This window comes from Pseudomonas sp. HP_12, assembly GCF_055283955.1.
Map to the genome: position 1 here is coordinate 32,584 of NZ_JBTOQG010000020.1, position 26,512 is coordinate 59,095.

Annotated in this window: 23 protein-coding genes and 1 pseudogene; 20 read left to right on the plus strand and 4 right to left on the minus strand. The window is 61.3% G+C overall.

Annotated features, from left to right (window positions below; all coding sequences use genetic code 11):
• The first annotated feature begins 3 nt into the window (after nt 1-3).
• The 7 genes from ACYASU_RS14570 (at nt 4) to ACYASU_RS14600 (ending at nt 5,451) form a co-directional block, all read left to right on the plus strand.
• Nucleotides 4-171 carry a hypothetical protein gene (locus tag ACYASU_RS14570; RefSeq protein WP_463583197.1) on the plus strand — a complete coding sequence of 56 codons (168 nt, stop codon included), beginning with the start codon at nt 4-6 and terminating at the stop codon, nt 169-171.
• A gap of 6 nt (nt 172-177) precedes the next feature.
• Entirely contained in the window at nt 178-609 is a 432-nt protein-coding gene (locus ACYASU_RS14575; protein ID WP_463583198.1) for a type II toxin-antitoxin system YafO family toxin, read from the plus strand.
• Nucleotides 610-710: 101 nt separating this feature from the next.
• Complete coding sequence (locus tag ACYASU_RS14580; RefSeq protein WP_463583199.1) at nt 711-1,346, plus strand: CGNR zinc finger domain-containing protein; 636 nt, start codon at nt 711-713, stop codon at nt 1,344-1,346.
• Nucleotides 1,347-1,488: 142 nt separating this feature from the next.
• On the plus strand, nt 1,489-2,406 hold the full coding sequence (locus tag ACYASU_RS14585) for a DUF72 domain-containing protein (protein ID WP_423572574.1): 918 nt from the start codon (nt 1,489-1,491) through the stop codon (nt 2,404-2,406).
• Nucleotides 2,403-3,197 (plus strand): endonuclease/exonuclease/phosphatase family protein, encoded by a 795-nt coding sequence (locus tag ACYASU_RS14590; RefSeq protein ID WP_463583200.1) that lies wholly within the window; start codon nt 2,403-2,405, stop codon nt 3,195-3,197. Before ACYASU_RS14585 ends, ACYASU_RS14590 begins: the two co-directional genes overlap by 4 nt.
• Before the next feature lie 5 nt (nt 3,198-3,202).
• Nucleotides 3,203-4,453 (plus strand): cardiolipin synthase ClsB, encoded by a 1,251-nt coding sequence (clsB, locus tag ACYASU_RS14595; protein ID WP_407073252.1) that lies wholly within the window; start codon nt 3,203-3,205, stop codon nt 4,451-4,453.
• Nucleotides 4,450-5,451, plus strand: coding sequence for a lysylphosphatidylglycerol synthase domain-containing protein (locus ACYASU_RS14600; RefSeq protein ID WP_463583201.1), 1,002 nt, complete (start codon nt 4,450-4,452; stop codon nt 5,449-5,451). The genes clsB and ACYASU_RS14600 overlap by 4 nt, the downstream gene beginning before the upstream one ends.
• Nucleotides 5,452-5,943: 492 nt before the next feature.
• On the opposite strand, the gene ACYASU_RS14605 is transcribed toward ACYASU_RS14600, so the two are convergent.
• The 3 genes and pseudogenes from ACYASU_RS14605 to ACYASU_RS14615 form a co-directional block, all read right to left on the minus strand.
• Complete coding sequence (locus ACYASU_RS14605) at nt 5,944-6,495, minus strand: methyl-accepting chemotaxis protein (RefSeq protein ID WP_463583215.1); 552 nt, start codon at nt 6,493-6,495, stop codon at nt 5,944-5,946.
• A pseudogene (locus tag ACYASU_RS14610) lies at nt 6,481-7,257 on the minus strand (PAS domain-containing protein); the annotation flags it as partial. The pseudogene ACYASU_RS14610 and the gene ACYASU_RS14605, both read right to left, overlap by 15 nt.
• A gap of 171 nt (nt 7,258-7,428) precedes the next feature.
• Complete coding sequence (locus ACYASU_RS14615) at nt 7,429-8,355, minus strand: MurR/RpiR family transcriptional regulator (RefSeq protein WP_463583202.1); 927 nt, start codon at nt 8,353-8,355, stop codon at nt 7,429-7,431.
• Nucleotides 8,356-8,601: 246 nt separating this feature from the next.
• On the opposite strand from ACYASU_RS14615, the gene ACYASU_RS14620 reads away from it, so the two are divergent.
• The 13 genes from ACYASU_RS14620 to ACYASU_RS14680 all read left to right on the plus strand — a co-directional run bounded on the left by ACYASU_RS14620 (nt 8,602) and on the right by ACYASU_RS14680 (nt 25,647).
• On the plus strand, nt 8,602-10,539 hold the full coding sequence (locus ACYASU_RS14620) for a bifunctional 5-dehydro-2-deoxygluconokinase/5-dehydro-2-deoxyphosphogluconate aldolase (protein WP_463583203.1): 1,938 nt from the start codon (nt 8,602-8,604) through the stop codon (nt 10,537-10,539).
• A gap of 60 nt (nt 10,540-10,599) precedes the next feature.
• Entirely contained in the window at nt 10,600-11,553 is a 954-nt protein-coding gene (iolE, locus tag ACYASU_RS14625) for a myo-inosose-2 dehydratase (protein ID WP_463583204.1), read from the plus strand.
• 2 nt (nt 11,554-11,555) lie between these two features.
• A complete protein-coding gene (iolB, locus tag ACYASU_RS14630; RefSeq protein ID WP_463583205.1) occupies nt 11,556-12,365 on the plus strand; it encodes a 5-deoxy-glucuronate isomerase in 810 nt (269 codons plus the stop codon).
• Nucleotides 12,366-12,387: 22 nt separating this feature from the next.
• Complete coding sequence (locus ACYASU_RS14635) at nt 12,388-13,887, plus strand: CoA-acylating methylmalonate-semialdehyde dehydrogenase (protein WP_463583206.1); 1,500 nt, start codon at nt 12,388-12,390, stop codon at nt 13,885-13,887.
• 223 nt (nt 13,888-14,110) lie between these two features.
• Nucleotides 14,111-16,042 carry a 3D-(3,5/4)-trihydroxycyclohexane-1,2-dione acylhydrolase (decyclizing) gene (iolD, locus tag ACYASU_RS14640; protein WP_463583207.1) on the plus strand — a complete coding sequence of 644 codons (1,932 nt, stop codon included), beginning with the start codon at nt 14,111-14,113 and terminating at the stop codon, nt 16,040-16,042.
• 31 nt (nt 16,043-16,073) lie between these two features.
• Complete coding sequence (locus ACYASU_RS14645; protein ID WP_463583208.1) at nt 16,074-17,093, plus strand: Gfo/Idh/MocA family protein; 1,020 nt, start codon at nt 16,074-16,076, stop codon at nt 17,091-17,093.
• Nucleotides 17,094-17,331: 238 nt separating this feature from the next.
• Complete coding sequence (locus ACYASU_RS14650) at nt 17,332-17,562, plus strand: hypothetical protein (RefSeq protein WP_463583209.1); 231 nt, start codon at nt 17,332-17,334, stop codon at nt 17,560-17,562.
• A 66-nt stretch (nt 17,563-17,628) separates the two neighbouring features.
• Nucleotides 17,629-18,555 (plus strand): sugar ABC transporter substrate-binding protein, encoded by a 927-nt coding sequence (locus tag ACYASU_RS14655; protein WP_463583210.1) that lies wholly within the window; start codon nt 17,629-17,631, stop codon nt 18,553-18,555.
• Nucleotides 18,556-18,634: 79 nt separating this feature from the next.
• Complete coding sequence (locus ACYASU_RS14660) at nt 18,635-20,197, plus strand: sugar ABC transporter ATP-binding protein (protein WP_463583211.1); 1,563 nt, start codon at nt 18,635-18,637, stop codon at nt 20,195-20,197.
• A 109-nt stretch (nt 20,198-20,306) separates the two neighbouring features.
• On the plus strand, nt 20,307-21,329 hold the full coding sequence (locus ACYASU_RS14665) for an ABC transporter permease (RefSeq protein WP_192174120.1): 1,023 nt from the start codon (nt 20,307-20,309) through the stop codon (nt 21,327-21,329).
• 348 nt (nt 21,330-21,677) lie between these two features.
• Entirely contained in the window at nt 21,678-22,082 is a 405-nt protein-coding gene (locus ACYASU_RS14670; RefSeq protein WP_122537744.1) for a TraR/DksA family transcriptional regulator, read from the plus strand.
• 717 nt (nt 22,083-22,799) lie between these two features.
• On the plus strand, nt 22,800-23,903 hold the full coding sequence (locus tag ACYASU_RS14675; RefSeq protein WP_463583216.1) for a methyl-accepting chemotaxis protein: 1,104 nt from the start codon (nt 22,800-22,802) through the stop codon (nt 23,901-23,903).
• A gap of 280 nt (nt 23,904-24,183) precedes the next feature.
• Nucleotides 24,184-25,647, plus strand: a complete 1,464-nt coding sequence (locus tag ACYASU_RS14680) for a T6SS phospholipase effector Tle1-like catalytic domain-containing protein (protein WP_463583212.1) — start codon at nt 24,184-24,186, stop codon at nt 25,645-25,647.
• A 96-nt stretch (nt 25,648-25,743) separates the two neighbouring features.
• On the opposite strand, the gene ACYASU_RS14685 is transcribed toward ACYASU_RS14680, so the two are convergent.
• Complete coding sequence (locus tag ACYASU_RS14685; protein WP_192174044.1) at nt 25,744-25,980, minus strand: DUF2789 family protein; 237 nt, start codon at nt 25,978-25,980, stop codon at nt 25,744-25,746.
• Between the last annotated feature and the right edge of the window lie 532 nt (nt 25,981-26,512).

The following is a 26,512-nucleotide window of genomic DNA, read 5'->3' on the forward strand; positions in this document are numbered from 1 at the left end:
GCAATGGCTACGATCCAGCAGAAGCGATCTGAACCGGTCGCCGATCGACCAAAACCCCGCGTTAGCACGAGCGGCGTGAGCCTGACCGAAGCACTGAAACAGGCGATCAAAGCCAGTGATGAAAAAAACGAATACTTTGTTCAGCATGGCAAACTGCCGCTGACTAAGTGAGGAGTTTTGTATCCACGCGTTGAAGTAACAGAGCTCTTCAGAGAGGGTGTCTCCGATTGGGGTGTCATCTACACTGCTTTCTACAACTATAAGCTTTGCGGCATTTTACCCAATGAATTCGGCCGCGACGGCTACATCCATCCCCTCCCGCTGCACCACGTCCAGTTCACCGTTGACCCTGCCATCACCGCTCGATGGGCGAAGATTAGCGACCCTTTTTATCGCACTGTTCGCCGGGGCGTAGAGGCAGATCGGGACCACTGGCTCGTTTATGCGTTTGACGAGCCTGGCGGCAGATACCTCTTGGTTGATATTTACGGCCCGGATGCTCACCAGTGTCCTGAGCGTGACCCCTACTTGCGAGATTTGAAAGTCGAAATTGTCGACCCTTGGCTCAAAGGCGTCCTTAGGTGTTATGAGCCTCCGGAAGATGACTGACCCGGTTTGCTCATTCCTCCTCCCCCACAACCGTCCGAAACACCAGCAATCCCTCACTTCTCTGTCATCATTCCCTCGTCGCTGCACACTGAGGGCATGCCATGTCTATCGGACAACTGAAGATCAATGCCATCCGCCTCGTTGGCGGGGCCGCAGTGCTGGATTACCTCAACACCTGTGACGGCCGCCGCCCGGGCACGGGGTTGCGGGAGGTTGTCGACAAACTGAGCAACCTGGAGGACATCGTCCACTGGTTCTTCCATGCCGGGATTATCGATGCTGAAGAGCATCAGCACTGTATGGCCGTGGTGGGGCGTTCTTCTTGGCACACGCTCACGGCGTTTCAACAGTTGATCGATTTTCGCGAAGCGCTGTATCGGCTGTTGCTGCCCATGGCGCTGGACCATGACACCGACCCTGCCAGCCTTCATGGGTTGAATCAGGCGCTGGCCGACACTGCCGACCAGCGCCTGCTGGTGTTGACCCCGGCGGGTGTGATCTGGCGCTGGCGTGTCGGTGAAGACCTGAGCTCGATGACGGCCGGGTTTATCGGTCGTCTCGCGGTTCAGGCGGCGACGTTGCTCACCTCCAGCGATTTGGCCCGGCTCAAGGCCTGCGCCACGCCGGACTGCGACTGGCTGTTTCTCGATACCTCAAAAAATGGTCGCCGCCGCTGGTGCCAGATGAATATCTGCGGCGCGCGAGAAAAGATCAAAAGGGCCTCGGCCGAGTCCTGAGGGCGGGCGGTGGCGCAGCCTGCGGCAAATTGCGCCGCAACGCCGGCAAAAAGCCAGGGAACCTGCCACGGTCTCAAGCTTCTTATCTCTAGTTCACCAGTGTCGGGGCAGGTGCCGCGGCAGGACATCAGAGAGCACAGGCATGGGCGACATTCGTATCGGCATTTCAGGCTGGCGTTACACGCCATGGCGCGGGGATTTCTATCCCGACGGCCTGACGCAGAAAAACGAGTTGAAATTCGCCTCCAGAGCCGTGAACAGCATCGAAATCAATGGCTCGTTCTATTCGCTGCAATCGCCTGAGCTGTACGCGCGCTGGTACGACGACACGCCAAAGGGATTTGTTTTTAGCGTCAAGGGCCCGCGCTACATCACCCATGTCCGCCGCCTTAAAGAGATCGACGAACCCGTCGCCAATTTTTTCGCCTCCGGTGTTTTTCAGCTCAAGGAAAAACTGGGGCCGATCCTCTGGCAGTTCGCGCCCAACTTCAAATTCGACGCCGATCGCTTCGAGCATTTTCTGAAGCTGCTGCCCCACGACGGTAAAGCCGCCAAGGCCTGCGCCAGCAAATGCGCAGAGCGCTTGCAGCAGCCGGGTTATCTGGACATTCCGGCGCGCCTGAAGCTGCGTCACGCCGTTGAAATCCGCCATGAAAGCTTTCTGGTGCCTGAGTTCGTCGCGCTGCTGCGCAAATACAAGGTGGCGCTGGTGGTGGCGGACACCGCCGGCAAGTGGCCCCATGTGGAAGACCTTGCCACCGATTTTGTCTACGTGCGCCTGCATGGCGATAAGGAACTGTACGCCAGCGGCTATTCCGACGAGGCGATCAGGCACTGGGGCGACCGCATCGATGCCTGGCAACGGGGCGCGCAGCCCAAGGATGCTCAACTGATCGTGGACAAAGCCCCGCGCGCGCGGAAGTCCCGCGACGTTTTTTGCTATTTCGACAATGACATCAAGGTCCGCGCCCCCTACGACGCGCGCCGGTTACTTGAACGTTTCAATCTCACTGAAAACCTGGAAGTTGCGCCAGGCGATTTGCATGGAGCCACGTTGTGACCAGTGCCCTGATCCCCGAAGACCTCAACGGCCGACGACAAAGCGCGTCGGCCTCGGTCACCCTTAACGTGCTGACGATGAACATGCACATGGGCTTCGGTTTCCTCAACAAACGCTTCATCCTCCCGGAGCTGCGCGACGCAGTGCGCTCGGTGTCCGCCGATATCGTCTTCCTGCAGGAAGTCCACGGCGAGCATCAGGACCATGCGCAGAACGTGAAGAACTGGCCGACCACCTCGCAGTACGAATTCCTCGCCGACAGCATGTGGAAGGATTTCGCCTACGGCCGCAATGCCGTGTATCCCCACGGCCATCACGGTAATGCGTTGCTGTCCAAGTACCCGATCCTCCGTCACGAAAACCTCGATATCTCGATCCACGGCACCGAAGAGCGCGGCCTCCTGCATTGTGTGCTGGACGTGCCGCATTTTGGCGAGCTGCACGCGGTGTGCGTGCACCTGGGCCTGAAAGAGGTCCATCGCCAGCAGCAGCTGAAGTTGATCGCCGATCTGGTGGGGCGTCTGCCAGCCGATGCGCCGGTGATCGTCGCCGGGGATTTTAATGATTGGCGGCAGAAGGCCGATGACGTGTTGAATCCTGCCGGGCTGCGCGAGGTCTTTGTTGAATCCTTTGGTGCGCCGGCGAAAAGCTTTCCGGCACGCTTTCCGTTGCTGCGGCTGGACCGCATTTACGTGCGCAACGCGCACATCCGGTCGCCCAGGGTGATGTCCAATCGCCCCTGGTCGCACCTTTCCGATCATGCGCCTTTGGCGGTGGAGGTAACGCTATGAGGGGTATGAGAGCGATGGGCGCCATGTGCGGCCTTTGGCGCGACGGCAACTCGGTAGAGTTGTTGATCAATGGCGAAGACTTTTTCGCCCGGGTGTTCGACGCCATTCGTGCGGCGCGCGAAGAGGTGCTGATCGAGACGTTCATCATTTTCGAAGACCGGGTGGGCGAGGGCTTGCAGCAGGCGGTGATTGCTGCCGCCAGCCGTGGCGTGCGCGTGGTCATCACGGTGGACGACTACGGCACCAGCGACCTGAGCACGGCCTTCGTCAGCAAGATGATCGAAGCCGGCGTGCAGATTCAGCTGTTCGACCCGCGCCCGAAACTGATGGGCATGCGTACCAACCTGTTTCGGCGCCTGCACCGCAAAGTGGTGGTGATCGACGGCGAGACGTCGTTCATGGGCGGGATCAACTACAGCGTCGACCACATGGCCGACACCGGCATCACCGCCAAGCAGGACTACGCCGTACTGGTGCGCGGGCCGATTGTTGCCGACATCTATCGCTCGACGCTGAGCATGCTCGGCCCGGCCGTGCGCAAAACCTTTACGCCGCTCAAGCCGGTGACGCGTCAGGCCGGCAGCGCGCGGATGCTTCTCGCCGAACGCGACAACCGAAACCACACCACCGACATCGAAGAGCAATACCTGCTGGCGATGCGCAACGCGACTCAGCGCATCACCATCGCCAACGCCTACTTCTTCCCCAGCTACCGGTTCTTGCGTGAACTGCGCAACGCCGCCCGACGCGGGGTAAAAGTCACGCTGATTCTTCAGGGCCAACCGGACATGCCTTTCGTGCGCGTGTGCTCGCGCCTGACGTACACCTGGCTGCTGCGCGAAGGCGTGGTCATCCACGAATACAAACAACGGGCGTTGCACGGCAAGGTCGCCTTGATCGACCACGAGTGGTCAACCGTCGGTTCCAGCAACCTCGACCCGCTGAGCCTGGCGCTAAATCTGGAAGCCAATCTGTTCATCCGCGATCACGCCTTGAACCAGCGCTTACACGAACACCTGCGCGACCTGGCCGTGGCCCACAGCAAACAAGTCAACCTCAAGGGCCTGGCGAAAGGGCAGTGGTGGCGCGCGCCGATGATTTTCCTGAGCTTCCACTTTCTGCGGCACTTCCCGGCGATTGCCGGCCTGTTTCCGGTGCACGGCCCACGCCTGAAACCCCTGCGCGCGCCGGAAACCCTGCCGGAAGCCGCTGCGCTTAAAAATGAAGTACCGGCCGATCAGGAGAAATCTCTATGACCGGCGTCTCCCAAGCTTCCACACACGAGCAGAAACCGGCCGACACGGGCAAGAGTCGTCCGTGGCTGACGTGGGCCAAGCGCGCCTTCACGCTGTTCTTCTTCATCGCCGTGCCTGTGTTGTTGTTCACACTGATGAAAAACCTCGACTGGAACGAGGTGATGCACGCGCTGGAGTCCTACAAGCTCAGCACCCTGGCGCTGGGGTTCGTCATCGCTGCGGGCAGTTATCTGACGTATTGCTGCTTCGACGTCCTGGCCCGGCGCTACACCGAACACAAATTGGCGGTGAAACAGATCATCCCGGTGACCTTCGTGTGCTACGCCTTCAACCTCAACCTGAGCTCATGGGTCGGTGGCATCGCGCTTCGCTATCGCCTTTATTCACGGCTGGGCCTTGACGTGCCGACCATCACCCGCATCCTAAGCCTGAGCCTGATCACCAACTGGCTGGGCTACATGCTGCTGGCCGGGTTTGTGTTCGCGGGTGATTTCGTTGACCTGCCCGAAGGCTGGAAGATCGGCGACACCACGCTGCAACTGATCGGCTTCGTCCTGCTGGCCGTCTGCCTGGCGTACTTCCTGGCCTGCCGCTTCTCCAAGAAACGCACCTGGACCGTTCGCAAGCAACAGTTTGTGCTGCCATCGCTGAATCAGGCCATGCGCCAGGCCTTGCTGGGCGCATTGAACTGGGGATTGATGGCGCTGCTGATCTACGTGCTGCTGCCGGAAAAAGCCTTCTACCCGGCCGTGCTCGGGATCCTGCTCATCAGCAGCATCGCCGGCGTCATCGCCCACATCCCCGCCGGCCTCGGCGTGCTCGAAACCGTCTTCATCACCCTCATGCAACACCAATTCAGCAAAGGCCAACTGCTGGCTGCGCTGATTGGCTATCGGGTGATCTACTTCCTCATCCCGCTGATGATTGCGCTGGTGGTTTACGTTGTTTTGGAAAAACGGGCGAAAGCCATGCGGCTCAGGAATGAAGGGCAGTTGTGAGTGGGGAGATGGGCCAGTTGGGCAGGCCGGGGACAGATTAATTTACGGTGAAGCGTTGTAAATAAATCAGTCCCCTTCAAAGATCCTGAAATCGCCAGCGCCTGAACTGGCCTCTTCCCGGCTAAAGCCAGTCCCACAAAAAGCAGCGCGTGCAGTCAGTGGCATCGGCTCTGACTGTAGGACCGGCTTTAGCCGGGAAGCTTTTGCTTTTGATCTCATACAGAGAAGGTTCAAACACCGCCAATCGCGACTTGGGTGCAGGCCGAACGCAGACGACGCGGAGTGGGCCGAGCCGCATGGATGCGGCGAGAGCGCCGCCAGGACATGGATGTCCGTTCGGCGCGGGCCCACGGAGCGTCGTCGGAGTGAGGGTATTCCGACGAAGGAGGAACCCAACCAGGAGCACAAGCCCTTGGTTACTTGGGGCTTTATCAAGTAACTCGCCGAAGGCGAAACAGTCTGTCCCCAGACAGACGCTCTTGACCTTAAGGGTCAATCCCGCCCAGCGAACATCCTCACGGCATCCACCGCATCATTCGTCCCCGAACTGATCTGCACAATCGCATCCCCCGCCTGATCCGCCAGATCCACACCCTTCACCGCCGTACTCCGCGTATTGTCCATACTCACAATCGCCTGACGCGTCTCGGCCTGAATCACCTGAATCATCTCCGAAATCTCCTGCGTCGACCGGCTCGTGCGCCCCGCCAACTGCCGAACCTCATCGGCCACCACCGCAAAGCCACGGCCCTGATCACCGGCCCGGGCCGCCTCGATCGCCGCATTCAACGCCAGCAAATTCGTCTGATCCGCAATACTGCGAATCGTATTCACGATCGCCGTAATCTGCTCCGAGCGCTCACCCAACTGACCAATGATCCGCGACGAATCATCAATGTTCTGCGAAATCTGACGCATCTCACTAGCCGCCTGCTGAATCACCAGGGTGCCCTGCTCGGCGTACTTCTGCGTCTGCACCGAAATGTGATACGCCTGGGCAGCGCTTTGGGAATCCTGCTCGTGCTTTTCGATGCGCGCGGTCACGTCCGACGCAAACTTCACCACCTTCCACAGCTTGCCAGCGGCGTCGTACACCGGGTTATAGGACGCTTCCAGCCAGAGCGTCTGACCGTGCTTGCCGACGCGCTTGAACTGATCGCTGAAAAACTCGCCCTTGTTCAACCGACGCCAAAAGTCCTGATACTCGGTGCTTTTAGTGAACTCAGGGGGGCAGAGCAACTTGTGGCTTTTACCCAGCAGCTCTTGCCGGCTGTAGCCCAGCAAGCGCAACAGGTTGTCGTTGGCAGCGATGATCGTGCCGTCCAGATCGAACTCGATGACTGCCATGGCGCGGTCGATGGCCTGCAGCTTATTGTGGGCTTCGCTCTCGGCTTGAAGTTTGGCGGTGACGTCCATCGCGTATTTGACCACCCGGGTGACCTTGCCGTCCGAGTCCCTGACCGGGTTGTAATTGGCCTCCAGCCATACGGTGCTGCCATCGCCCGCCACGCGCTGGAACGTCGACGACACGAACTCTCCATTACGCAAGCGCGACCATAACTGGGCGTACTCGGGGCTGCGCGCGTGTTCGGGGGTGCAGAACATGCGGTGCTCTTTACCGATGACCTGCTCGGGCCGGTAGCGCATGGTCTTGAAGAAGTTGTCGTTTGCCTTGAGCACCACACCGTTCAGATCGAATTCGATGCTGGCCATCGAGCGATTGATCGCCTCCAACAGACTGTCCTGATGGGCGACGGTCAGTTGCAGGTCCTGGATGATTTTATTCTTGGACGAGTCAAAAAACATGATGGCGGCTCAGGCAAGTGATTGAGGTGTGGTCCTGATCCATGACCTTGCGAGCGAGATGCAGCTCAGATGCGTGTTCCATTTGCAGTGCAGCCGATCATTACGCAGGTGATGTTAAAAAGCTATGCCGAACTTGTACAGCTCGTCGGGTTTGTACAAGGTCTTCAGTTGTCAGTCGTCGAAACCGGCCTGTTCGGCGATTTCGTCCACCTTCAGCTCCAGGCGATAGGCCACGGCAATGAACAGCGCCTGGCATAAACACAGCGTGGCACTGAGCGAGCGAAAGGCGAACGAGCTGCCTTCGTTGACCAGCAACACGGCATTGGCGCGCTTGGCCAGGGGAGAAAGGTTGCTGTCAGTGATGATCAACGTCTTGGCCTGATGATGCTGGGCGATGCGCAGGCAGTGCTGGGTTTCCTTGCCGTAGGGCGTGAAGCTGATGGCGATCACCAGATCGTTGGCGCGCACGCTGCGCATCTGCTCGCGGTAACTGCCGCCGAGGCCGGAAATAAGGTGGATGCGCTTGTTGGTGTGCTGCAGGTTGTAGACCAGATAGTCGGCGACGGCGAAGGAGCGTCGCACCCCGACCACGTAGATGTTGTCGGCGTTGACCACCAGGTCCACGGCTTTCTCGAAGGCCTCGTCGTCCAGTTCCAGCGCCAGCCGCTCCAGTCCCGACAGCGTAGCGTTGACGCATTCCCGGGCCAGGTCGCCCGCGCTGGCCTTCTGGGATTTGTTGGCGATCATGCTGCGAATGCGTTGCTGGTAGTTCTGCACCGGCGTGGCTTTGTGGGTGTAGGCCTCGCGGAACAGCGCCTGCATTTCGCTGAACCCGCTGAAGCCGAAGCGCTGGGAAAACCGCACGATGGCCGACGGATGCACCTCGCATTCCCGGGCGATGTCGCTGATGCGGTCGACCATGATCCGGTCGCTCTGCTGGCTCGTGTAACTGGCAATGCGCTTGAGCTGGCGCGGCAGGCTCTCGTATTCGGCCGTGATCAGCTTGAGCAGGGCATCGGCGGTCTCCGGCGCAGCGGTGACGGGCGTTGCGCCGTCGGCTCCGGTTTCGGGCGAGCCTGGCTGATCGAGGCTGGACATACGTGCGAATCCTTTGGCAGGTGGTGGCGTGGCGGAGTGTCCGGTAGGACAGGCGGCCAGTTTTGCAGGCTGCGACCTGCAATGCAAAGTGGAATAAATATTCCACATGAAAATAATTTAGAAAAATTCATTGATCAAGCCCGGGCGCCGTTCTAGTCTGCATCCACGAACTCGCTTGCAAGCACCTCGCTTGTGGGCAAGGGCATCAGCAATCAAACCCATAACAATAAAAGAAGAGGGGCCGGCATGGGCCAGACTCGTTTTGCCACCGGGCGTCAGCTGGACGTGATTTGTCTCGGGCGCCTGGGCGTCGATCTCTATGCGCGGCAGATCGGCGCGCGCCTGGAGGACGTCAGCAGTTTCGCCAAATACCTCGGCGGCTCCTCCGCCAACATCGCTTTTGGCACCGCACGGCTGGGCGTGAAATCAGCCATGCTGACCCGCGTTGGCGACGACCATATGGGCCGGTTCCTGGTGGAATCTCTGGCGCGGGAGGGCTGCGACGTCAGCGGCATCAATGTCGACGCCGAACGCCTGACCGCCATGGTCCTGCTCGGCATCAAGGACCGCGAAACCTTCCCATTGGTGTTCTACCGCGAGAACTGCGCCGACATGGCGCTGCAGCCTGAAGACATCTATGAGGCTCAGATCGCCTCCAGTAAGGCGCTGTTGATCACCGGCACGCACTTCTCCACCGATCAGGTGTTCCGCGCCAGCAGTCAGGCGCTGGACTACGCCGAAAAACACAACGTCAAACGCGTCCTCGACATCGATTACCGCCCGGTGCTGTGGGGCCTGGCCGGCAAGGCTGACGGCGAAACCCGCTTCGTCGCCAACGACACTGTCAGCCAGCACGTGCAACGCATCCTGCCGCGCTTCGATCTGATCGTTGGCACCGAAGAAGAATTCCTCATCGCTGGCGGCTCGACCGATTTGCTCAGCGCCCTGCGCCGGGTTCGCGAGCTCAGTGCCGCGACGCTGGTGGTGAAGCTCGGGCCCCAGGGCTGCACGGTGATTCACGGGGCGATTCCGGCGAAGCTGGAAGACGGCGCGATTTACCCCGGCGTACGGGTGGAAGTGCTGAATGTCCTCGGCGCAGGCGATGCGTTCATGTCCGGTTTCCTGAAGGGTTGGCTCAGCGACGAGAGCGACGAGCGCTGCTGCCAGTTGGCCAATGCCTGCGGCGGTCTGGTGGTGTCGCGGCACGCCTGCGCGCCAGCCATGCCGACGCTGGTCGAGCTGGAATACCTGTTCAACAGCCCGGTTCCGATCACCCGACCCGATCAGGACGCGGTGTTGCAACGTCTGCACCGGGTCAGCGTGCCACGTCGCGAATGGCAGCCGCTGTTCATCTTCGCCTTCGATCATCGCGGGCAGTTGGTCGAACTGGCGCAAAAGGCCGGGCGCGATCCGGCGTGTATCGGCCAGCTCAAGCAGCTTTTCGTGCAAGCGGTGGCGCGGGTTGAGGCCGATTTGGAGAAGCGCGGGATCGCCGCCGATGTCGGCGTGCTGGCGGACCAGCGCTTTGGTCAGGATTCACTGAATGCGGCCAGCGGGCGCGGCTGGTGGGTGGCACGTCCGGTGGAAGTGCAAGGCTCGCGCCCACTGGCGTTCGAGCACGGGCGCTCGGTGGGCAGCACCCTGCAAAGCTGGCCTCAGGAACAGATCATCAAGTGCCTGGTGCAATACCACCCGGACGACGAACCGATGCTGCGCCTGGAACAGGAAGCGCAGTTGTTGGGGCTGTATCAGGCAGCGCTGGCCAGCGGTCATGAACTGCTGCTGGAAGTGATTCCGCCGAAGGATCATCCTTCGACCCATCCGGATGTCATCTACCGTTCCCTCAAGCGCCTCTACAACCTCGGCATTTACCCGGCCTGGTGGAAAATCGAATCGCAGTCCGCCGAGGTCTGGGAACAGCTCGACGCGCTGATTCACGAGCGTGATCCGTACTGCCGGGGTGTGGTGTTGCTGGGGCTGAACGCGCCCGCCGAAACCCTGGCGGCCGGCTTTCGTCAGGCGGCGAAAAGCACCACCTGCCGGGGGTTTGCCGTGGGCCGCACGATCTTTCATGAGCCCAGCCGAGCCTGGCTGGAAGGCGAAATCGATGACGCGGACCTGATCACTCGGGTGCAGAGCAACTTCGGTTTCCTGATCGAGTCCTGGCGCGACGCCCGGGCTTGAAGTCCGAACCCGCGGACTGTGTGTTCAGTTGAACGTGATAACAACAATAAAGGTGCAGCCATGCCCGCTTCTGCAATCCGAATTGGCATCAACCCGATTTCCTGGAGCAACGACGACCTCCCGGCCCTCGGTGGCGAAACGCCCCTGAGAACCGCGCTCAGCGAGGGCAAGGAAATCGGCTACGAAGGCTTCGAGCTCAACGGCAAATTCCCCAAGGACGCCCAAGGCGTGGCCGATGTGTTGCGCCCCTATGACCTGGCGCTGGTGTCGGGCTGGTATTCCGGTCGGCTCGCCAGCCGTTCGGCGGCCGAGGAAATCGACGCCATCGCCAGCCATGTCGAACTGCTCAAGCACAACGGCGCCACGGTGCTGGTCTACGGCGAAGTGGCCGATTCGATTCAGGGCCAGCGCATCCGACTGGTCGAACGACCGCGCTTCCACAGCGCCAGTGCCTGGCAGGCCTACGCCGACAAGCTCACCGAGCTGGCCCGGTTCACCTTGTCCCAAGGCGTGCGTCTGGCCTATCACCACCACATGGGCGCGTACGTGGAATCGCCGGAGGACATCGACACGCTGATGGCCCTGACTGGCGACGAGGTCGGCTTGCTGTTCGATTCCGGTCACTGCTACATGGGGGGCGGTGAACCGCTTCAAGTGCTGAGCACACACATCGATCGCGTCTGCCATGTGCATTTCAAGGACGTGCGCAAGCCGGTGGTGCAGCTGGCGCGCAACAATTTGTGGAGCTTTCCGGACTGCATCGTCAACGGCACCTTCACCGTGCCCGGCGATGGCGACATCGATTTCGCCGCGCTCCTGGACGTGCTGATGCAAGCGGATTATCAAGGCTGGCTGGTGGTCGAGGCGGAACAGGACCCGGCCGTTGCGCCAAGCTATGCCTACGCGAAGAAGGGCTACGAGACCCTGCGCCATTTGCTGGCCGCCGCGCAGTTGAACAGCGCGGCCCAACAACAGAACGCACCTCAACAACCGCCTGAACAGAGGAGCCTGTGAACATGAATCTCTTGGTCAAGAGCAAGGCCGAAGGGCGCGATGTCGTCGCGCTGGCCGACGGCGCGCTGACGTACGTCGGCTTCTCCGCCCACCGATTGAGCGTCGGCGAACGTCTGCCGGTGAATACGGGCGACAAGGAAATCTGCCTGGTGCTGCTCAGCGGCCGCATCAGCGTCAGCGGCGAGGCGCCGGGGCAGGGCGGTTTCAGCTGGGAAAACCTCGGTGATCGGCAGTCCGTGTTCGAGGACAAATCGCCCTTCGCCGTGTACCTGCCGCCGGGCAGTCAGGCCGAAGTCACGGCGTTGAGCGCGGTGCAGATTGCCGTGTGCGCTGCGCCGGGCGATGCGTCCAAAGACCTGCCGGCGCGCGTGATCACCCCCGACACGATGAAACGCAGCGTGCGCGGCCGGGCGGCCAACACCCGATACGTCTGCGACATCCTTCCCGATTCCGAACCGGCGCATTCGCTGCTGGTGGTAGAGGTGCGCACGCCCTCGGGCCACTCGTCGAGCTACCCGCCGCACAAGCACGACACGGATGATTTGCCGCACCAGAGCTTCCTGGAAGAAACCTATTACCATCAGGTCAACCCGCCCCAGGGCTATGTGTTCCAGCGCGTGTACACCGATGATCGCAGCATCGATCAGGCCATGGCCGTGGAGAACAACGATCTGGTCACGGTGCCCAAGGGTTACCACCCGGTCAGCGTGCCGTACGGCTATGAATCCTATTATTTGAATGTGATGGCCGGGCCAAAGCGCGCCTGGCAATTCCACAACGATCCGCAGCACAGTTGGCTGCTGGATCTTTAATCCAATTTTGAAGGAGCCCGCAATGAGCAACGCCCCGATCATCGGCCACTACATCAACGGCCAGATTCACGACAGCGCCGAGCGTTTCGGCGATGTGTTCAATCCGGCTACCGGCGCCGTGCAGGGCCGGGTGGCGCTGGCGGAACTGAAGACCGTCGATGAAGCCGTCGCTGCTGCCCAGGCGGCGTTTCCCGCCTGGGCGGATCAGTCGTCCCTGCGGCGTGCGCGGGTGATGTTCAAGTTCAAGGAACTGCTCGACCAGCACCACGACGAGCTGGCGGCCATTATCTGCCGCGAGCACGGCAAGGTGTTTTCCGATGCCAAGGGCGAAGTGGTGCGTGGCATCGAGATCGTCGAGTTCGCCTGTGGCGCGCCGAGCCTGCTGAAAAGCGACTACAGCGACAACATCGGTGGCGGCATCGACAACTGGAACCTGCGTCAGCCACTGGGCGTTTGCGCCGGCGTCACGCCGTTCAACTTCCCGGTGATGGTGCCGCTGTGGATGATCCCCATGGCGCTGGTCACCGGCAACTGCTTCATCCTCAAACCGTCCGAGCGCGACCCGTCGGCGAGCCTGCTGATGGCGCAGCTGTTGAAGCAGGCGGGTCTGCCGGATGGCGTGTTCAACGTGGTGCAGGGCGACAAGGTGGCCGTGGACGCGCTGTTGCAGCACAAGGGTATCGAGGCGATTTCGTTTGTCGGCTCTACGCCCATCGCCGAATACATTCATCAGCAGGGCACGGCCCACGGCAAGCGGGTGCAGGCCCTCGGCGGTGCCAAAAACCACATGATCGTCATGCCCGATGCCGATCTGGATCAGGCCGCCGACGCGTTGATCGGCGCGGCCTACGGTTCGGCGGGCGAGCGCTGCATGGCGATCTCCATTGCTGTGGTGGTAGGAGACGTGGGGCAGAAACTCATCGACAAACTGCTGCCGCGCATCGATGCGCTCAAGGTCGGCAACGGCATGAACGCCGATTCGGACATGGGCCCGCTGGTCACGGCGGTGCACAAGGCCAAGGTCGAGGGCTACATCGCCCATGGCGTGCAGGAAGGCGCGAAGCTGATCGTCGACGGGCGCAACTTCAGCGTGCCGGGCGCGGAACAGGGCTTCTTCGTCGGCGCCACGCTGTTCGATGACGTGACGCCGGAAATGACTATCTATAAAGAAGAAATCTTCGGGCCGGTGCTGGGGATCGTCCACGTGCCTGATTTTGCCTCGGCGGTGGAGCTGATCAACGCCCACGAATTCGGCAACGGCGTGTCGTGCTTCACCAGCGACGGCGGTATTGCCAGGGCGTTTGCGCGCAACATCAAGGTCGGCATGGTGGGCATCAACGTACCGATCCCTGTGCCGATGGCCTGGCATTCATTCGGCGGCTGGAAACGCTCGCTGTTCGGCGATCACCATGCCTACGGCGAAGAAGGCCTGCGCTTTTACAGCCGCTACAAAAGCGTCATGCAGCGCTGGCCGGACAGCATCGCCAAGGGCGCGGAATTCAGCATGCCGACGGCCAAGTAGGGGAACAACGTTAATCGTTTGCTGAACGCGGTCAATGTGGGAGCGAGCTTGCTCGCGAAGGCGGCGGTATGGCCACTGGGGATGTGCCAGACGGACCGGCCCCTTCGTGAGCAACCTCACTCCCACAGGGATCATCGCTGAGTCTGAATATTCAGCCCAGTCAGCCAAGTCCGCTAACCATTCCCAGGGCTTTCATCACCGCCAATAACAACAAGGTGCAAGCATGACCACGACTCGATTGACCATGGCCCAGGCCCTGGTGAAGTTTCTCGATAACCAGTACGTCGAAGTCGACGGCGTGCAGAGCAAGTTCGTCGCCGGGGTGTTCACCATTTTTGGTCACGGCAACGTGCTCGGTCTGGGCCAGGCCCTGGAGCAGGACCGCGGCGACCTCATCGTTCATCAAGGCCGCAACGAACAGGGCATGTGCCACGCTGCCATGGGGTTTGCCAAGCAACGCCTGCGCCGCAAGATCTACGCCTGTACCTCATCGGTCGGCCCCGGCGCCGCCAACATGATCACCGCCGCAGCCACCGCATCGGCCAACCGCATACCGCTGCTGTTGCTGCCCGGCGATGTCTACGCCAGTCGCCAGCCTGATCCGGTGCTGCAACAGATCGAACAGTTCCACGACCTCAGCATCAGCACCAACGACGCCTTCAAGGCCGTAAGCAAATACTGGGACCGCATCAACCGCCCCGAACAACTGATGAGCGCGGCCCTCAACGCCATGCGCGTGCTCACCGATCCTGCCGAGACCGGCGCGGTCACCCTGGCGCTGCCCCAGGACGTACAAGCCGAGGCCTACGACTACCCCGATTCCTTCCTGCAAAAACGCGTGCACCGCATCGACCGTCGTCCGCCTACCGAAGCAATGCTCAACGACGCGGTGACGCTGCTCAAAGGCAAACGCAAACCGCTGCTGATCTGTGGCGGCGGCGTGCGTTATTCCGGCGCGGCCGCCGAGCTGCAGGCGTTCGCCGAGCGCTTCGGCATTCCGTTCAGCGAAACCCAGGCCGGCAAGAGCGCCATCGTTTCCGCCCATCCGTTGAACATGGGCGGCATCGGCGAGACCGGCACGCTGGCGGCCAATACCCTGGCGCGGGAAGCGGACCTGATCATCGGCGTCGGGACCCGTTACAGCGACTTCACCACCGGCTCGAAATCCCTGTTTCAGAACCCTGAGGTGCAGTTCCTCAACCTCAACGTCGGCGCCTTCGATGTGCAGAAGCTCGATGGCGTGCAGGTGCTGGCCGATGCGCGGCTGGCGCTTCGTTCCCTGGCGGATCAGCTGGGCGACTACCGCGCGCAGTGGGGCGATCAGCCGCGCGAGGCAAGGGCTGCTCTGGAGGCGGAAGTGGATCGGCTGTACGCCGTGGAATACCAGACCGAAGACTTCGAGCCGGAAGTCAGCGGCCATCTTGATCCGCAGGTGCTGCGCGACTTCATCGAGATGACCGGTTCGTGCCTGACCCAGAGCCGAGTGCTGGGCGTGCTCAACCAGCAATTGCCCGCGGACGCGGTGATCGTCGCGGCGGCCGGCAGTCTGCCTGGGGATCTGCAGCGGGCATGGCGCAGCACCAGTGTCGACAGTTATCACGTCGAGTATGGCTATTCGTGCATGGGCTATGAGGTCAACGCCGCGTTGGGCGTGAAAATGGCAGCGCCCCAGCGTGAGGTGTACGCCCTGGTGGGCGACGGTTCCTACATGATGCTGCACTCGGAACTGGCCACCTCGATTCAGGAGCGGCGCAAGATCAACGTGATACTGCTCGACAACATGGCCTTCGGTTGCATCAACAATTTGCAGATGGGCAACGGCATGGGCAGTTTCGGCACCGAGTTCCGCTACCGCAATCCCGAGACCGGTCAGCTGGATGGCGACTTCGTGCCGGTGGATTTTGCGATGAGTGCCGCGGCCTATGGCTGCAAGACCTACAAAGTCAGCAACGCCCAAGAGCTGGAAGCGGCACTGGCTGATGCGCGCAGGCAGACCGTTTCGACGCTGATCGACATCAAGGTACTGCCGAAAACCATGATCCACGGCTACCTGTCGTGGTGGCGCGTGGGCGTGGCGCAGGTGTCGACCACCGGTACCACCGCCGAGGCGTACGAGCGGCAAAAAGCGGCGTTGGCCAAGGCCCGTCAGTATTGAACACGCTTCTGCAGGGACAGGACATTCACCCATGAAAATCGGACTCATCGGCTACGGAAAGGGCGGGCGCTATTTTCACGCACCGCTGATCGCCAGCCAGCCCGGCGTGACCTTTGCCGGCGTGGTCACCCGTTCGCCGGAACGCCGGCAGGACCTGCGGAACGACTACCCCAAAGTCCCGGCCTTTGACAGCCTGGCCGATCTGGTTGCGGCCGGGGTCGATGCGGTGGTGATTTCGACGCCGCTGGCCTCCCGGCGGGCATTGATCCTTGAAGCCATCGAACTCGGCGTACCGGTCGTCAGCGACAAGCCATTTGCACCGGATGCCCGGGCGGCGCAGGAACTGGTGGACGCCGCCGAACGCCGAGGCGTGCTGTTGGGCGTTTACCAGAACCGTCGCTGGGACTCGGATTTTCTCACCGTGCGCAAACTGATTGATCAGGGCGTTCTCGGCGACATCAGCCGCTTCGAGTCCCGTGTCGAGCGCTATTCGCCCACGTCGGTTGGCAAGGAAAGCGGCGGCGGCATTCTGCGGGATCTCGGCAGCCATCTGGTGGATCAGGCGCTGCTGCTGTTCGGGCCGGTGAAGCGGGTGTACGCCGAGCTTGAGTTCGCGACCCCTGAACAGAAAGTGGATCACGGCTTCTTTATTTCACTGACCCATAACAGCGGCGTGGTTTCGCACCTCTGGGGCAACTGCCTGCAAAACGCCCAGGGCCCGCGATTTCGGGTCAACGGTTCACAGGGCTGCTATACCGTCGAGGGCCTCGACGGTCAGGAGGCTGCTGCACTGGCCGGGTTGTCACCCAAGTCCGAAGGCGAACGCTGGGGCGTGGAAGAACACCGACGCTGGGGCTGGTTTGAGCAGGGCGAGCACCGCGAGCGGGTCCCGTCGGAGCGTGGCTGCTGGACCGAGTTTTACCGGCAATGGCAGGAGGCGGTGATGAATCAGGGGCGTAATCCTGTGGATGCAAACGATGCGGTGGCCTCGGCCAGGGTGCTGGATGCCGCAAGAATCAGCGCGATGGAGGGCAGGGTGGTGGTGCTGTGAAAAGCACACGCAGATGCCCTGTGAGGCACTGCGCTACACCCACCAACAGCCCAGACGGGGCGCACCAAAACGAAAATAGAAATTAATTCTAAAAGCTGTTGAAGTAGAAATTATTTTCCAATAGAGTCATTTCCAGGTTGCCGACGATCGCCGTCAGCGCCTGGTGTCGGGTCTCCCGACAGCAGGCCGAACGAGCGACACAAAAAACAAGAAAGCCAATCGCAGACAGGTACCGCCGATGAACATTTTCAGATCAGCCGCCAAGGCTTGCCGCCCCTTCTTACTCGCGCTTCCCGCCATTCCCCGAGCTGTTTCCCGCACATTCATCAACGCTGCCCTTGCGTTCGAATCCGCCCTCGAAACCATCGCCCACGTGCTCTGCGTCGAACGTCGCGGCGTTGTGGTGTGCGGGGCATCGGGCGGTTCGGTCGCGCACCTTTCAGACGCGGCGTCTTCTGCTCCGCGCTAAACGCCAGCACCTCCAGCAGTCGTTATCCCGCTATTACAACAACAAGAATCTGGAGAAAGACCGTTCATGAATACCCCACTCCGTTTCACCTCACTCGCCCTGGCCCTGATGCTGAGCAGCGGCGCCACCCTGGCGGCCGACCTGAAGATCGGCGTGTCCATGTCTCAGTTCGACGATACGTACCTGACCTACATGCGCGAGGACATGGACAAGAAAGTCAAAGCCATGGGCGGCGTCGATCTGCAGTTCGTGGATGGTCGCAATGACGTGAACAAACAGCTCGATCAGGTGCAGGAGCTGATTGGCAAGAAGGTCGACGCACTGATCGTCAACCCCGTCGACACCGAAGCCACCGTGAAGATCACCAAGGCTGCCACGGATGCCGGCATTCCGCTGGTCTACGTCAACCGCCGTCCGGACGATCCGAAGTTGCCAGCAGGCGTTGCCTCCGTGACCTCCGACGACAAGGAAGCCGGGCGCATGCAGATGGAATACCTGGCCAAGAAAATGAACGGCAAGGGCAACGTCGTCATCTTGCTCGGTGAACTGGCCAACAACTCGACGCGCGATCGCACGGCGGGGGTCAAGGAAGTGCTGAAAAACTACCCTAACATCAAGGTCACCCAGGAGCAGACCGGCGCCTGGCAGCGGCAGAAAGGCATGGACGTCACCAATGACTGGCTGACCCAGGGCCGCGACTTCAAGGCGGTCATCTCCAACAATGACGAAATGGCCATCGGTGCGGCCATGGCCCTGAAGCAGGCCGGCAAAAAAGGTGAGGTGTTTGTGGCCGGTGTCGACGGCACGCCGGACGGCCTGAGCGCGGTCAAGAAAGGTGACCTCTCGGTCTCGGTGTTTCAGGACGCCAAAGGGCAGGGCGAGGGCGCCATCGATGCGGCCGTGAAGCTGGCGAAGAAGGAAACGCTGCCCGAACAGGCCATCGTGATTCCCTTCAAGCTGATCACCCCGGACAACGTCAGCACCTTCAAATAACCGCTCACCTCACACCGACTGACACCCGGCAGAGCGCCGCCGTGCCTCTGCCGCCCTGTCACTCGAGGAGCCTGTGACCATGTTCGCTTCCGCAACCGCTTCGGCTTCAAACAGTCCTTCCGCTTCCGGGATGGCGAGCGACGCCGAGCACCCGTATCTGCTGGAAATCACCAACATCAGCAAGGGCTTTCCCGGGGTGGTGGCGCTGGACAACGTGCAACTGCGCGTGCGGCCCGGCAGCGTGCTGGCGCTGATGGGCGAGAACGGCGCGGGTAAGTCCACGCTGATGAAAATCATCGCCGGCATCTACCAGCCCGACACCGGTGAAATCCGTCTGCGCGGCAAACCGGTGGTGTTCCAGTCGCCGCTGGCGGCGCTGCAATCGGGCATCGCCATGATCCATCAGGAACTCAACCTGATGCCGCACATGAGCATCGCCGAGAACATCTGGATCGGCCGCGAGCAGCTCAACGGCCTGCACATGGTCGACCACCGCGCGATGCACCGCTGCACGGCGGAATTGCTCGAACGCCTGCGCATCAACCTCGATCCGGAAGAAATGGTCGGCAACCTGAGCATCGCCGAACGGCAGATGGTCGAGATCGCCAAGGCCGTTTCCTACGACTCCGACGTCTTGATCATGGACGAGCCGACCTCCGCCATCACCGAGACGGAAGTGGCCCACCTGTTTTCGATCATTGCCGACCTGCGCGCCCAGGGTAAGGGCATCATCTACATCACCCACAAGATGAATGAAGTGTTCGCCATCGCCGATGAAGTGGCGGTGTTCCGCGACGGCGCCTATATCGGCCTGCAGCGGGCCGACAGCATGAACGGCGACAGCCTGATTTCCATGATGGTCGGCCGTGAACTGACCCAACTGTTTCCCGAACGCGACCAGCCCGTCGGCAAGCTTCTGTTGTCCGTCCGCGACTTGGCGCTGGACGGCGTGTTCGAGGGTGTGTCGTTCGACCTGCACGCGGGCGAAGTACTCGGCATCGCCGGGCTGATGGGATCGGGGCGCACCAACGTCGCTGAAACGATCTTCGGCATCACCCCGAGCACGCGCGGGGACATTTTCCTCGACGGCACGCCGATCCGTGTCAGCGACCCGCACTTCGCCATCGAGAAAGGCTTTGCGCTGCTCACCGAAGACCGCAAGCTCAGCGGCCTGTTTCCGTGCCTGTCGGTGCTGGAAAACATGGAAATGGCCGTGCTGCCCCATTACGTCGGCAACGGTTTCGTCCATCAGAAAGCCCTGCGCGTGCTGTGCGAAGACATGTGCAAAAAGCTGCGGGTGAAGACGCCGTCCCTTGAGCAGTGCATCGACACGCTGTCCGGCGGCAATCAGCAGAAAGCCCTGCTGGCGCGCTGGCTGATGACCAACCCGCGGGTGCTGATTCTCGATGAGCCGACCCGTGGCATCGACGTCGGCGCCAAGGCCGAGATTTACCGGCTGATTTCCCTGCTCGCCAGCGAAGGCATGGCGGTGATCATGATTTCTTCCGAACTGCCGGAAGTGCTGGGCATGAGCGACCGGGTCATGGTCATGCACGAAGGCGAAATGATGGGCACCCTCGACCGCGCCGAGGCCACCCAGGAACGGGTCATGCACCTGGCGTCCGGGAACCCTGTTCACTGATCCCCATTCACACGATCGCTGGCGACAGAAGCGCCGATTCAAGCACTGCGCCACGCCCCAGTGGCAATGCCCCGGTTGGGTCGAACAAGAACAAGAGGCACACATGAAGATGAACGCGATGCTGGAAAACAAACCCGCGCTGGCGCCTCGCAAGCACAAACGCCGGCTGCCCACTGAACTGAGCATTTTTCTGGTGCTGATCGGCATCGGCCTGATATTCGAGCTGTTTGGCTGGATCGTCCGCGATCAGAGCTTTCTGATGAATTCCCAGCGGCTGGTGCTGATGATTCTGCAGGTGTCGATCATTGGCCTGCTGGCCATCGGCGTGACTCAGGTCATCATCACCACCGGCATCGACTTGTCGTCAGGCTCGGTGCTGGCGCTGTCGGCGATGATTGCCGCCAGCCTGGCGCAATCGTCGGACTACACCCGGGCGGTGTTTCCGTCGCTGACCGACCTGCCGGTGTGGGCGCCGGTCATCGCCGGGCTTGGGGTGGGTCTGCTCGCCGGGGCGATCAACGGCAGCATTATCGCCATCACCGGCATCCCGCCGTTCATCGCCACGCTGGGCATGATGGTGTCGGCGCGGGGCCTGGCGCGCTATTACACCGGCGGTCAGCCAGTGAGCATGCTCAATGATTCCTACACCGCGATCGGCCAGGGCGCCATGCCGGTGATCATCTTTCTGGTGGTCGCGGTGATCTTTCACATCGCCCTGCGTTACACCAAATACGGCAAATACACCTACGCCATCGGCGGCAACATGCAAGCGGCGCGCACCTCGGGGATCAACGTCAAGCGTCATCTGGTGATCGTCTACAGCATCGCCGGTCTGCTGGCCGGGCTGGCGGGCGTCGTCGCCTCGGCGCGGGCGGCCACGGGGCAGGCCGGGATGGGCGTTTCCTACGAGCTGGACGCCATCGCGGCGGCGGTGATCGGCGGCACCAGCCTCGCCGGTGGCGTGGGGCGGATCACCGGCACGGTCATCGGCGCGCTGATTCTCGGAGTCATGGCCAGCGGCTTTACCTTCGTCGGCGTCGATGCCTACGTGCAGGACATCATCAAGGGCCTGATCATCGTCATCGCCGTGGTCATCGATCAGTACCGCAACAAGCGCAAGCTCAAGCGCTGAGTCGTTCAGCTGTTATCAAAGAGGGCCTGTTGTCAGGCCCTTTTCGTTTTTCATCGGTTTGAACCGATCAGGCCACGGTCGGTCAGACACCATCTGCCTCGTTTCGAGGACGCCCGGGCCGGGTGAAGGGTGCGATCAAACCCCGGCGCGACCCAATGCCACCGGGTATTCAAACCCTTGTTGGACGAATCCTGATCAATTATGTTGCCGAGTACCGAACCCGGCCTTAGACTGCCGCCCCTCGTAAATTGAGTGCCAAGCGGCGCTTCGAGACTACGGCGCGTTTAATGCCAGGTTGAGGCGCACCTTTGAGATCGCCTTAATGCACGTTTTTTTATAGAGAAATCAATGACCAAGGAAAAGTTGCTGGCGATGCCGGCCGATGACTACATGAACGCCGAGCAGCACGCGTTCTTCGTCGACCTGTTGCAAGCCATGAAAGTCGAAATCCACGAGCGCATCGAGCAGAGCCGTATCGCGATCGAAAGCCTGGACACCCCGGCTGACCCGGCCGACGCCGCTTCCGTGGAAGAAGAGCGCCACTGGCTGGTGAACGTGATTGACCGCGATCAGCGCATGCTGCCACAGCTGGAAATGGCTTTGAGCCGTATCGCTGACGACAGTTTTGGCTGGTGCGAAGACAGCGGCGAGCCCATTGGCCTCAAGCGCCTGCTGATCAGCCCGACCACCAAGTACTGCATCGAAGCTCAGGAACGTCACGAGCAGATCGACCGCCACCAGCGTCAGGCGTGATCCCTCGGGTTCGACCGCCCGCAACGGGTGGTCGAGCCGTTCCATTGCGTACCCTTTACGCGCTGACTGCGTAACCCCTTCCTTCGCCGCACATTCCGACCGACTACCACCAATGACTCATGGCGCATGGCCGCTATTTGGGCGTTTAATGCTTTCACAATAATGAAAGCAGGGCAGGTCCCGGACATGGATGCGAAAGGTCGTCACGCCGCAACACCCTCTCAACCCGCTCACGGGGCTCCCGACAAGCGGACCGCCGCCGGTTCGCGCTGGCTGACGCCCGGCCTGCAAAGCCTTGGGCTGTGTCTGCTGTTCGCGGCGATGGTCTGGGGTGGTGTGTCGGTTTACGTGTGCCTGCTCATTGGGCTGTTGATCCTATGGTTGCCAATTTTGTTACCGTCGCTGTTCGCCGGCCGAACGCCGGTGGCAGCGGAAGAAGCGGGCGAAGACGGCATGACCCGTCTGACCCGCGATCTGTCCCGGAGCACCAGTCACAATGCGCTGTCTGCGGCGGCCGTGGCGTTTTCCGTCAGGCAACTGGCGGGCAAGCTGCAGTCCCAGGTCAACGCGGCCGAGCAGATCGTCAGCAGCGCCGACGTGATGATCGCCACCGAGCGCGCCACTTCCACGCTTAGCCAGCAAGCGCTGACCGCCGCCAGCCAGGCGCGGGAGAGCAGCGGCGCGGGGCTCAGCGTCCTCAATGAATCCATCGGCCTGATGCACCAACTCAGCGAACGGGCCGACAGCAGCCGTGAACTCATCGAAGCCCTCAGCCAGCGCAGCGAAGACATCCAGCGTGTCACGGCAGTGATTCAGTCCATCGCCAGCCAGACCAACCTGCTCGCCCTGAACGCCGCCATCGAAGCCGCGCGCGCCGGCGAACACGGCCGTGGCTTTGCCGTTGTGGCCGACGAAGTGCGCGGGCTGGCCGGGCGCACGGCGACGGCGACCAGTGAAGTGGGGGAGATGGTCGTCGATATTCAGCAGCGCACCCGTCAGGTGGTCGAGCAGATTCGGCAGTTATCGGGCGACCTGAGTGGCGGCGTCGCCCAGGTCGAATCCACCGGACAGCAACTGGCGAACATCGCTCAGCTGGCGGTTGGGGTAGAGCAACAGGTGGGTGAAATCGCGCGGGGCGCCCAGACCAATCAGGAGCAATTGAGCAGACTGTTCGTTGCTGTCGAGCAAATGCGCAGCGACCTTGCGATCAGCGATGACCAGACCCGGCGCCTGGCGCAGTCGGCGTTGCAGATGGAAGAGCAGGCGGAAACCATCAGCGAGCGCCTGGCCCAGGTCGGCCTGGATGATTACCACCAGCGCATTTATGATCTTGCCCGGGAAGGCGCCAGCCAGATCGCCGCGACGTTCGAGCAGGACATCGATCAGGACCGGGTCAGCCTGACCGATCTGTTCGACCGCACTTACCAGCCCATCCCCAACACCTCGCCGGCCAAGTACCAGACGCGCTTCGACCGCTACACCGATCAAACGCTGCCGGCCATCCAGGAACCGCTGCTGACGCGTCATGAGGGTCTGGTTTTCGCCATCGCCTGCACGCAGCAGGGTTACGTGCCGACCCACAATCAGGTGTTCAGCCGGCCGCTGACGGGTGATACGGCGGTCGACGCGGTGAACAACCGCACCAAGCGCAAGTTCGACGACCGCACCGGCATTCGCTGTGGCAGTCACCAGCAGCCGGTGCTGTTGCAGACCTACACCCGCGACACCGGCGAACTGATGCACGATCTTTCCGTGCCCATCGTCGTGAAGGGCCGACATTGGGGCGGGCTGCGGCTGGGTTATAGGCCGGAGAAAAGCTGAGGATCAAGCTCCAAGCTGCAAGCTGCAAGCTTCAAGTGAAGAGCAGTTATCAGTGATCGGGCGTCTTGTGGCTTGCCGCTTGAAGCTTGCAGCTCTTCGGGGAGCGTTAGTTGTACGACTTAGGCCCTTTAATTATTTAACCGTCCGATATTGAAGTAGGACGCGTCTGAAGTGCAGTTCCATCGGTTGACGGAACGTTAACTGCGATCATCCTGTGAGTATATGTCCGAATATGTAATCGCCTGTTCGGGACTCATGTCAGTACTCACGGATGAATCAAATGACAAAAACAACTATCAGTCACGCGTCGGCCGATTCCCGCGCCGGCGCGCAGCAGGTCACCGTTCGCCTCGGTGTGTTTTTCGACGGGACCGGCAATAACCGGGTGAACAGCCAGATCGGCGCCGACTGCCAGGCCATGGCGGAAGTCTACGGCGGCGTGCATATAAAAGAATGTGGCGGTCGGCACACTGACGCCGGCAGCAGTTACAGCAACAGCCCGACCAATATCGCGCGACTGGCCGGGTTATATAAACAACAGCGCAAGGCAATCGTTAATGCAGACGGCCTGTTTGTGTATGGCGCGGTGTATGTCAGTGGCGTTGGCACAACATCTGGCGGGCGCGATTCTCGCTTGTCGGGCCAAGGCTTCGGTCGCGGCACCACTGGCGTGGTGGCGAAAGTGTTGCGTGGCATCAAAAAGCTCGCCGATGAACTTCACACGTTTGAAAGCGACAACCCGGGTTGTGTCATCGGGGCGCTGGAGCTGGACGTGTTTGGCTTCAGTCGGGGAGCGGCGTCGGCCCGGCATCTGGCCAACGAAGTGCTGAAAAAATCCCGTGGCGCGCTGGACCCCGTGCTCGACCCCCGCAAATTGCCGCTTTCGGACAGCTTTTCATGGGCCAGTGGCAGCGTGCGGTTGAAGGTCATCGGCCTGTTCGACACGGTCGCCGCCGTGGGCGGGATTTCCGATCTGGGCAGCGTTCGGGATGCGGTCAACAAACGGGTCAATCTGTTTTTGCCCCCCGGGTGCGCGCAGCAGGTGCTGCACCTTGTGGCCGGCGATGAGCATCGGCGCAACTTCGTGCTCAACAGCGTCAAGCCCGACTGGCCCCAGGAAATCGTACTGCCCGGCAGCCATTCGGACATCGGTGGCGGCTATCAGCCCCAGGAAATGGAGAAAGTCTCGCTGTTCCGGCCTCGCCGCAGCCTGGTCAGCGTCAGCACGCCTTATGACACGACGGATGCCTGGCAGCAGGTCCACGCCGAGCTGTCCACTCTCGACGCCGGGCGTCTGCTCGACCCCACCGATGACAGCGCCTCGCTGGGCGTGGAATGTTTCGAACGGTTCGCCAGCAGCTCACGCGGGGTCAAGACAGTGGTGGCGACGGTGAAGCTGGAGCGACGCGTCTACAACCACCTCGCCCTTGTTTACCTGCGGCTGATGCACGCGCTCGCATGCGACGAGGGCGTGCCGTTCCTGCCCATCAAAGAATCAGCGGAAACAAGCCTGCCACCGGAGTTGCGGCCCATAGCCGCCAAGCTGATCAGCCACGCCAAAGGGGAGGGCGGTGCGTTGAGTGACGCCGAGCAGACGCTGTTGTATCGGCGCTACATCCATCGCTCGGCCCACTGGAACAATGCCCGACGCGACGCGCTGGTCGATGGGTTGTTCGTGCATGCCCCTGCGCTCAATGGCCGGCAGACGTTCACCAATCTTGGTCAACTTGCTTATCCACAGTGAGCGAAATGCATTGAAGCAACGGGTGGCGATGATGGCGAATCCGGCAAAAAAAATGGCGGCCTTGGTAGGCCGCCATTTTTTTGCACGTGCGACGGGTCAGGTCGGGGTGTGCAGCAAGACGTTCAGCTCATCGACGATGGGTGCCCAGTCATCATCCAGCTGGATTTTTTCCTTCAGCAGCGCCCCTTGTTGCGGCGACCAGAACTCGGCTTCGGACACTTTCACACCTTCCGGCAGATGATGCCCGGCGACAAACGCGTCGATGCTGGCCTGATCGGACTCCAGCCCCAATTGTTCGAACAACAGCTCAAGCGACGGCGTCATGATTTCCATTTTTTCTCCCGAACGGGTCAGGGACCCGGATTGGCGTGGTCAGTGAGTAACCTTCTGTTGCATGGGAGTGCGCGGAGCAGGCAAGAGTTCTAACTGATTGCCTGAAGGGGCACTGACACACCGCGTGCTTTTAGTGGGACCGGCTTCAGCCGGGAAAGCGTCAGGTGTCACACCGCAGAATTGAGGGCGCCCAAACAGGCCTCTTCCCGGCTAAAGCCAGTCCTACGGACACCCTGCGTGCTTTCAGTGGGACCGGCTTCAGCCGGGAAAGCGTCAGGTGTCACACCGCAGAATTGAGGGTGCCCCTTCAGGCCTCTTCCCGGCTAAAGCCGGTCCTACGGACACCCTGCGTGCTTTCAGTGGGACTGGCTTCAGCCGGGAAAGCATCAGGTGTCACACCGCAGAATTGAGGGTGCCCCTTCAGGCCTCTTCCCGGCTAAAGCCAGTCCTACGGACACCCTGCGTGCTTTTAGTGGGACCGGCTTCAGCCGGGAAAGCGTCAGGTGTCACACCGCAGAATTGAGGGTGATCA

Bases quoted from the DNA above. Each gene is read 5' to 3' on its own strand.
- ACYASU_RS14615 (WP_463583202.1), bottom strand. From the start codon at position 8,355: ATGTCCAGCCTCGATCAGCCAGGCTCGCCCGAAACCGGAGCCGACGGC.
- ACYASU_RS14585 (WP_423572574.1), top strand. From the start codon at position 1,489: ATGGGCGACATTCGTATCGGCATTTCAGGCTGGCGTTACACGCCATGG.
- ACYASU_RS14580 (WP_463583199.1), top strand. From the start codon at position 711: ATGTCTATCGGACAACTGAAGATCAATGCCATCCGCCTCGTTGGCGGG.
- ACYASU_RS14665 (WP_192174120.1), top strand. From the start codon at position 20,307: ATGAACGCGATGCTGGAAAACAAACCCGCGCTGGCGCCTCGCAAGCAC.
- ACYASU_RS14570 (WP_463583197.1), top strand. From the start codon at position 4: ATGGCTACGATCCAGCAGAAGCGATCTGAACCGGTCGCCGATCGACCA.
- ACYASU_RS14645 (WP_463583208.1), top strand. From the start codon at position 16,074: ATGAAAATCGGACTCATCGGCTACGGAAAGGGCGGGCGCTATTTTCAC.
- ACYASU_RS14660 (WP_463583211.1), top strand. From the start codon at position 18,635: ATGTTCGCTTCCGCAACCGCTTCGGCTTCAAACAGTCCTTCCGCTTCC.
- ACYASU_RS14675 (WP_463583216.1), top strand. From the start codon at position 22,800: ATGCACCAACTCAGCGAACGGGCCGACAGCAGCCGTGAACTCATCGAA.
- ACYASU_RS14670 (WP_122537744.1), top strand. From the start codon at position 21,678: ATGACCAAGGAAAAGTTGCTGGCGATGCCGGCCGATGACTACATGAAC.
- ACYASU_RS14600 (WP_463583201.1), top strand. From the start codon at position 4,450: ATGACCGGCGTCTCCCAAGCTTCCACACACGAGCAGAAACCGGCCGAC.
- iolD (WP_463583207.1), top strand. From the start codon at position 14,111: ATGACCACGACTCGATTGACCATGGCCCAGGCCCTGGTGAAGTTTCTC.
- ACYASU_RS14635 (WP_463583206.1), top strand. From the start codon at position 12,388: ATGAGCAACGCCCCGATCATCGGCCACTACATCAACGGCCAGATTCAC.
- iolB (WP_463583205.1), top strand. From the start codon at position 11,556: ATGAATCTCTTGGTCAAGAGCAAGGCCGAAGGGCGCGATGTCGTCGCG.
- ACYASU_RS14655 (WP_463583210.1), top strand. From the start codon at position 17,629: ATGAATACCCCACTCCGTTTCACCTCACTCGCCCTGGCCCTGATGCTG.
- ACYASU_RS14620 (WP_463583203.1), top strand. From the start codon at position 8,602: ATGGGCCAGACTCGTTTTGCCACCGGGCGTCAGCTGGACGTGATTTGT.
- ACYASU_RS14680 (WP_463583212.1), top strand. From the start codon at position 24,184: ATGACAAAAACAACTATCAGTCACGCGTCGGCCGATTCCCGCGCCGGC.
- clsB (WP_407073252.1), top strand. From the start codon at position 3,203: ATGAGAGCGATGGGCGCCATGTGCGGCCTTTGGCGCGACGGCAACTCG.
- ACYASU_RS14650 (WP_463583209.1), top strand. From the start codon at position 17,332: ATGAACATTTTCAGATCAGCCGCCAAGGCTTGCCGCCCCTTCTTACTC.
- ACYASU_RS14685 (WP_192174044.1), bottom strand. From the start codon at position 25,980: ATGGAAATCATGACGCCGTCGCTTGAGCTGTTGTTCGAACAATTGGGG.
- iolE (WP_463583204.1), top strand. From the start codon at position 10,600: ATGCCCGCTTCTGCAATCCGAATTGGCATCAACCCGATTTCCTGGAGC.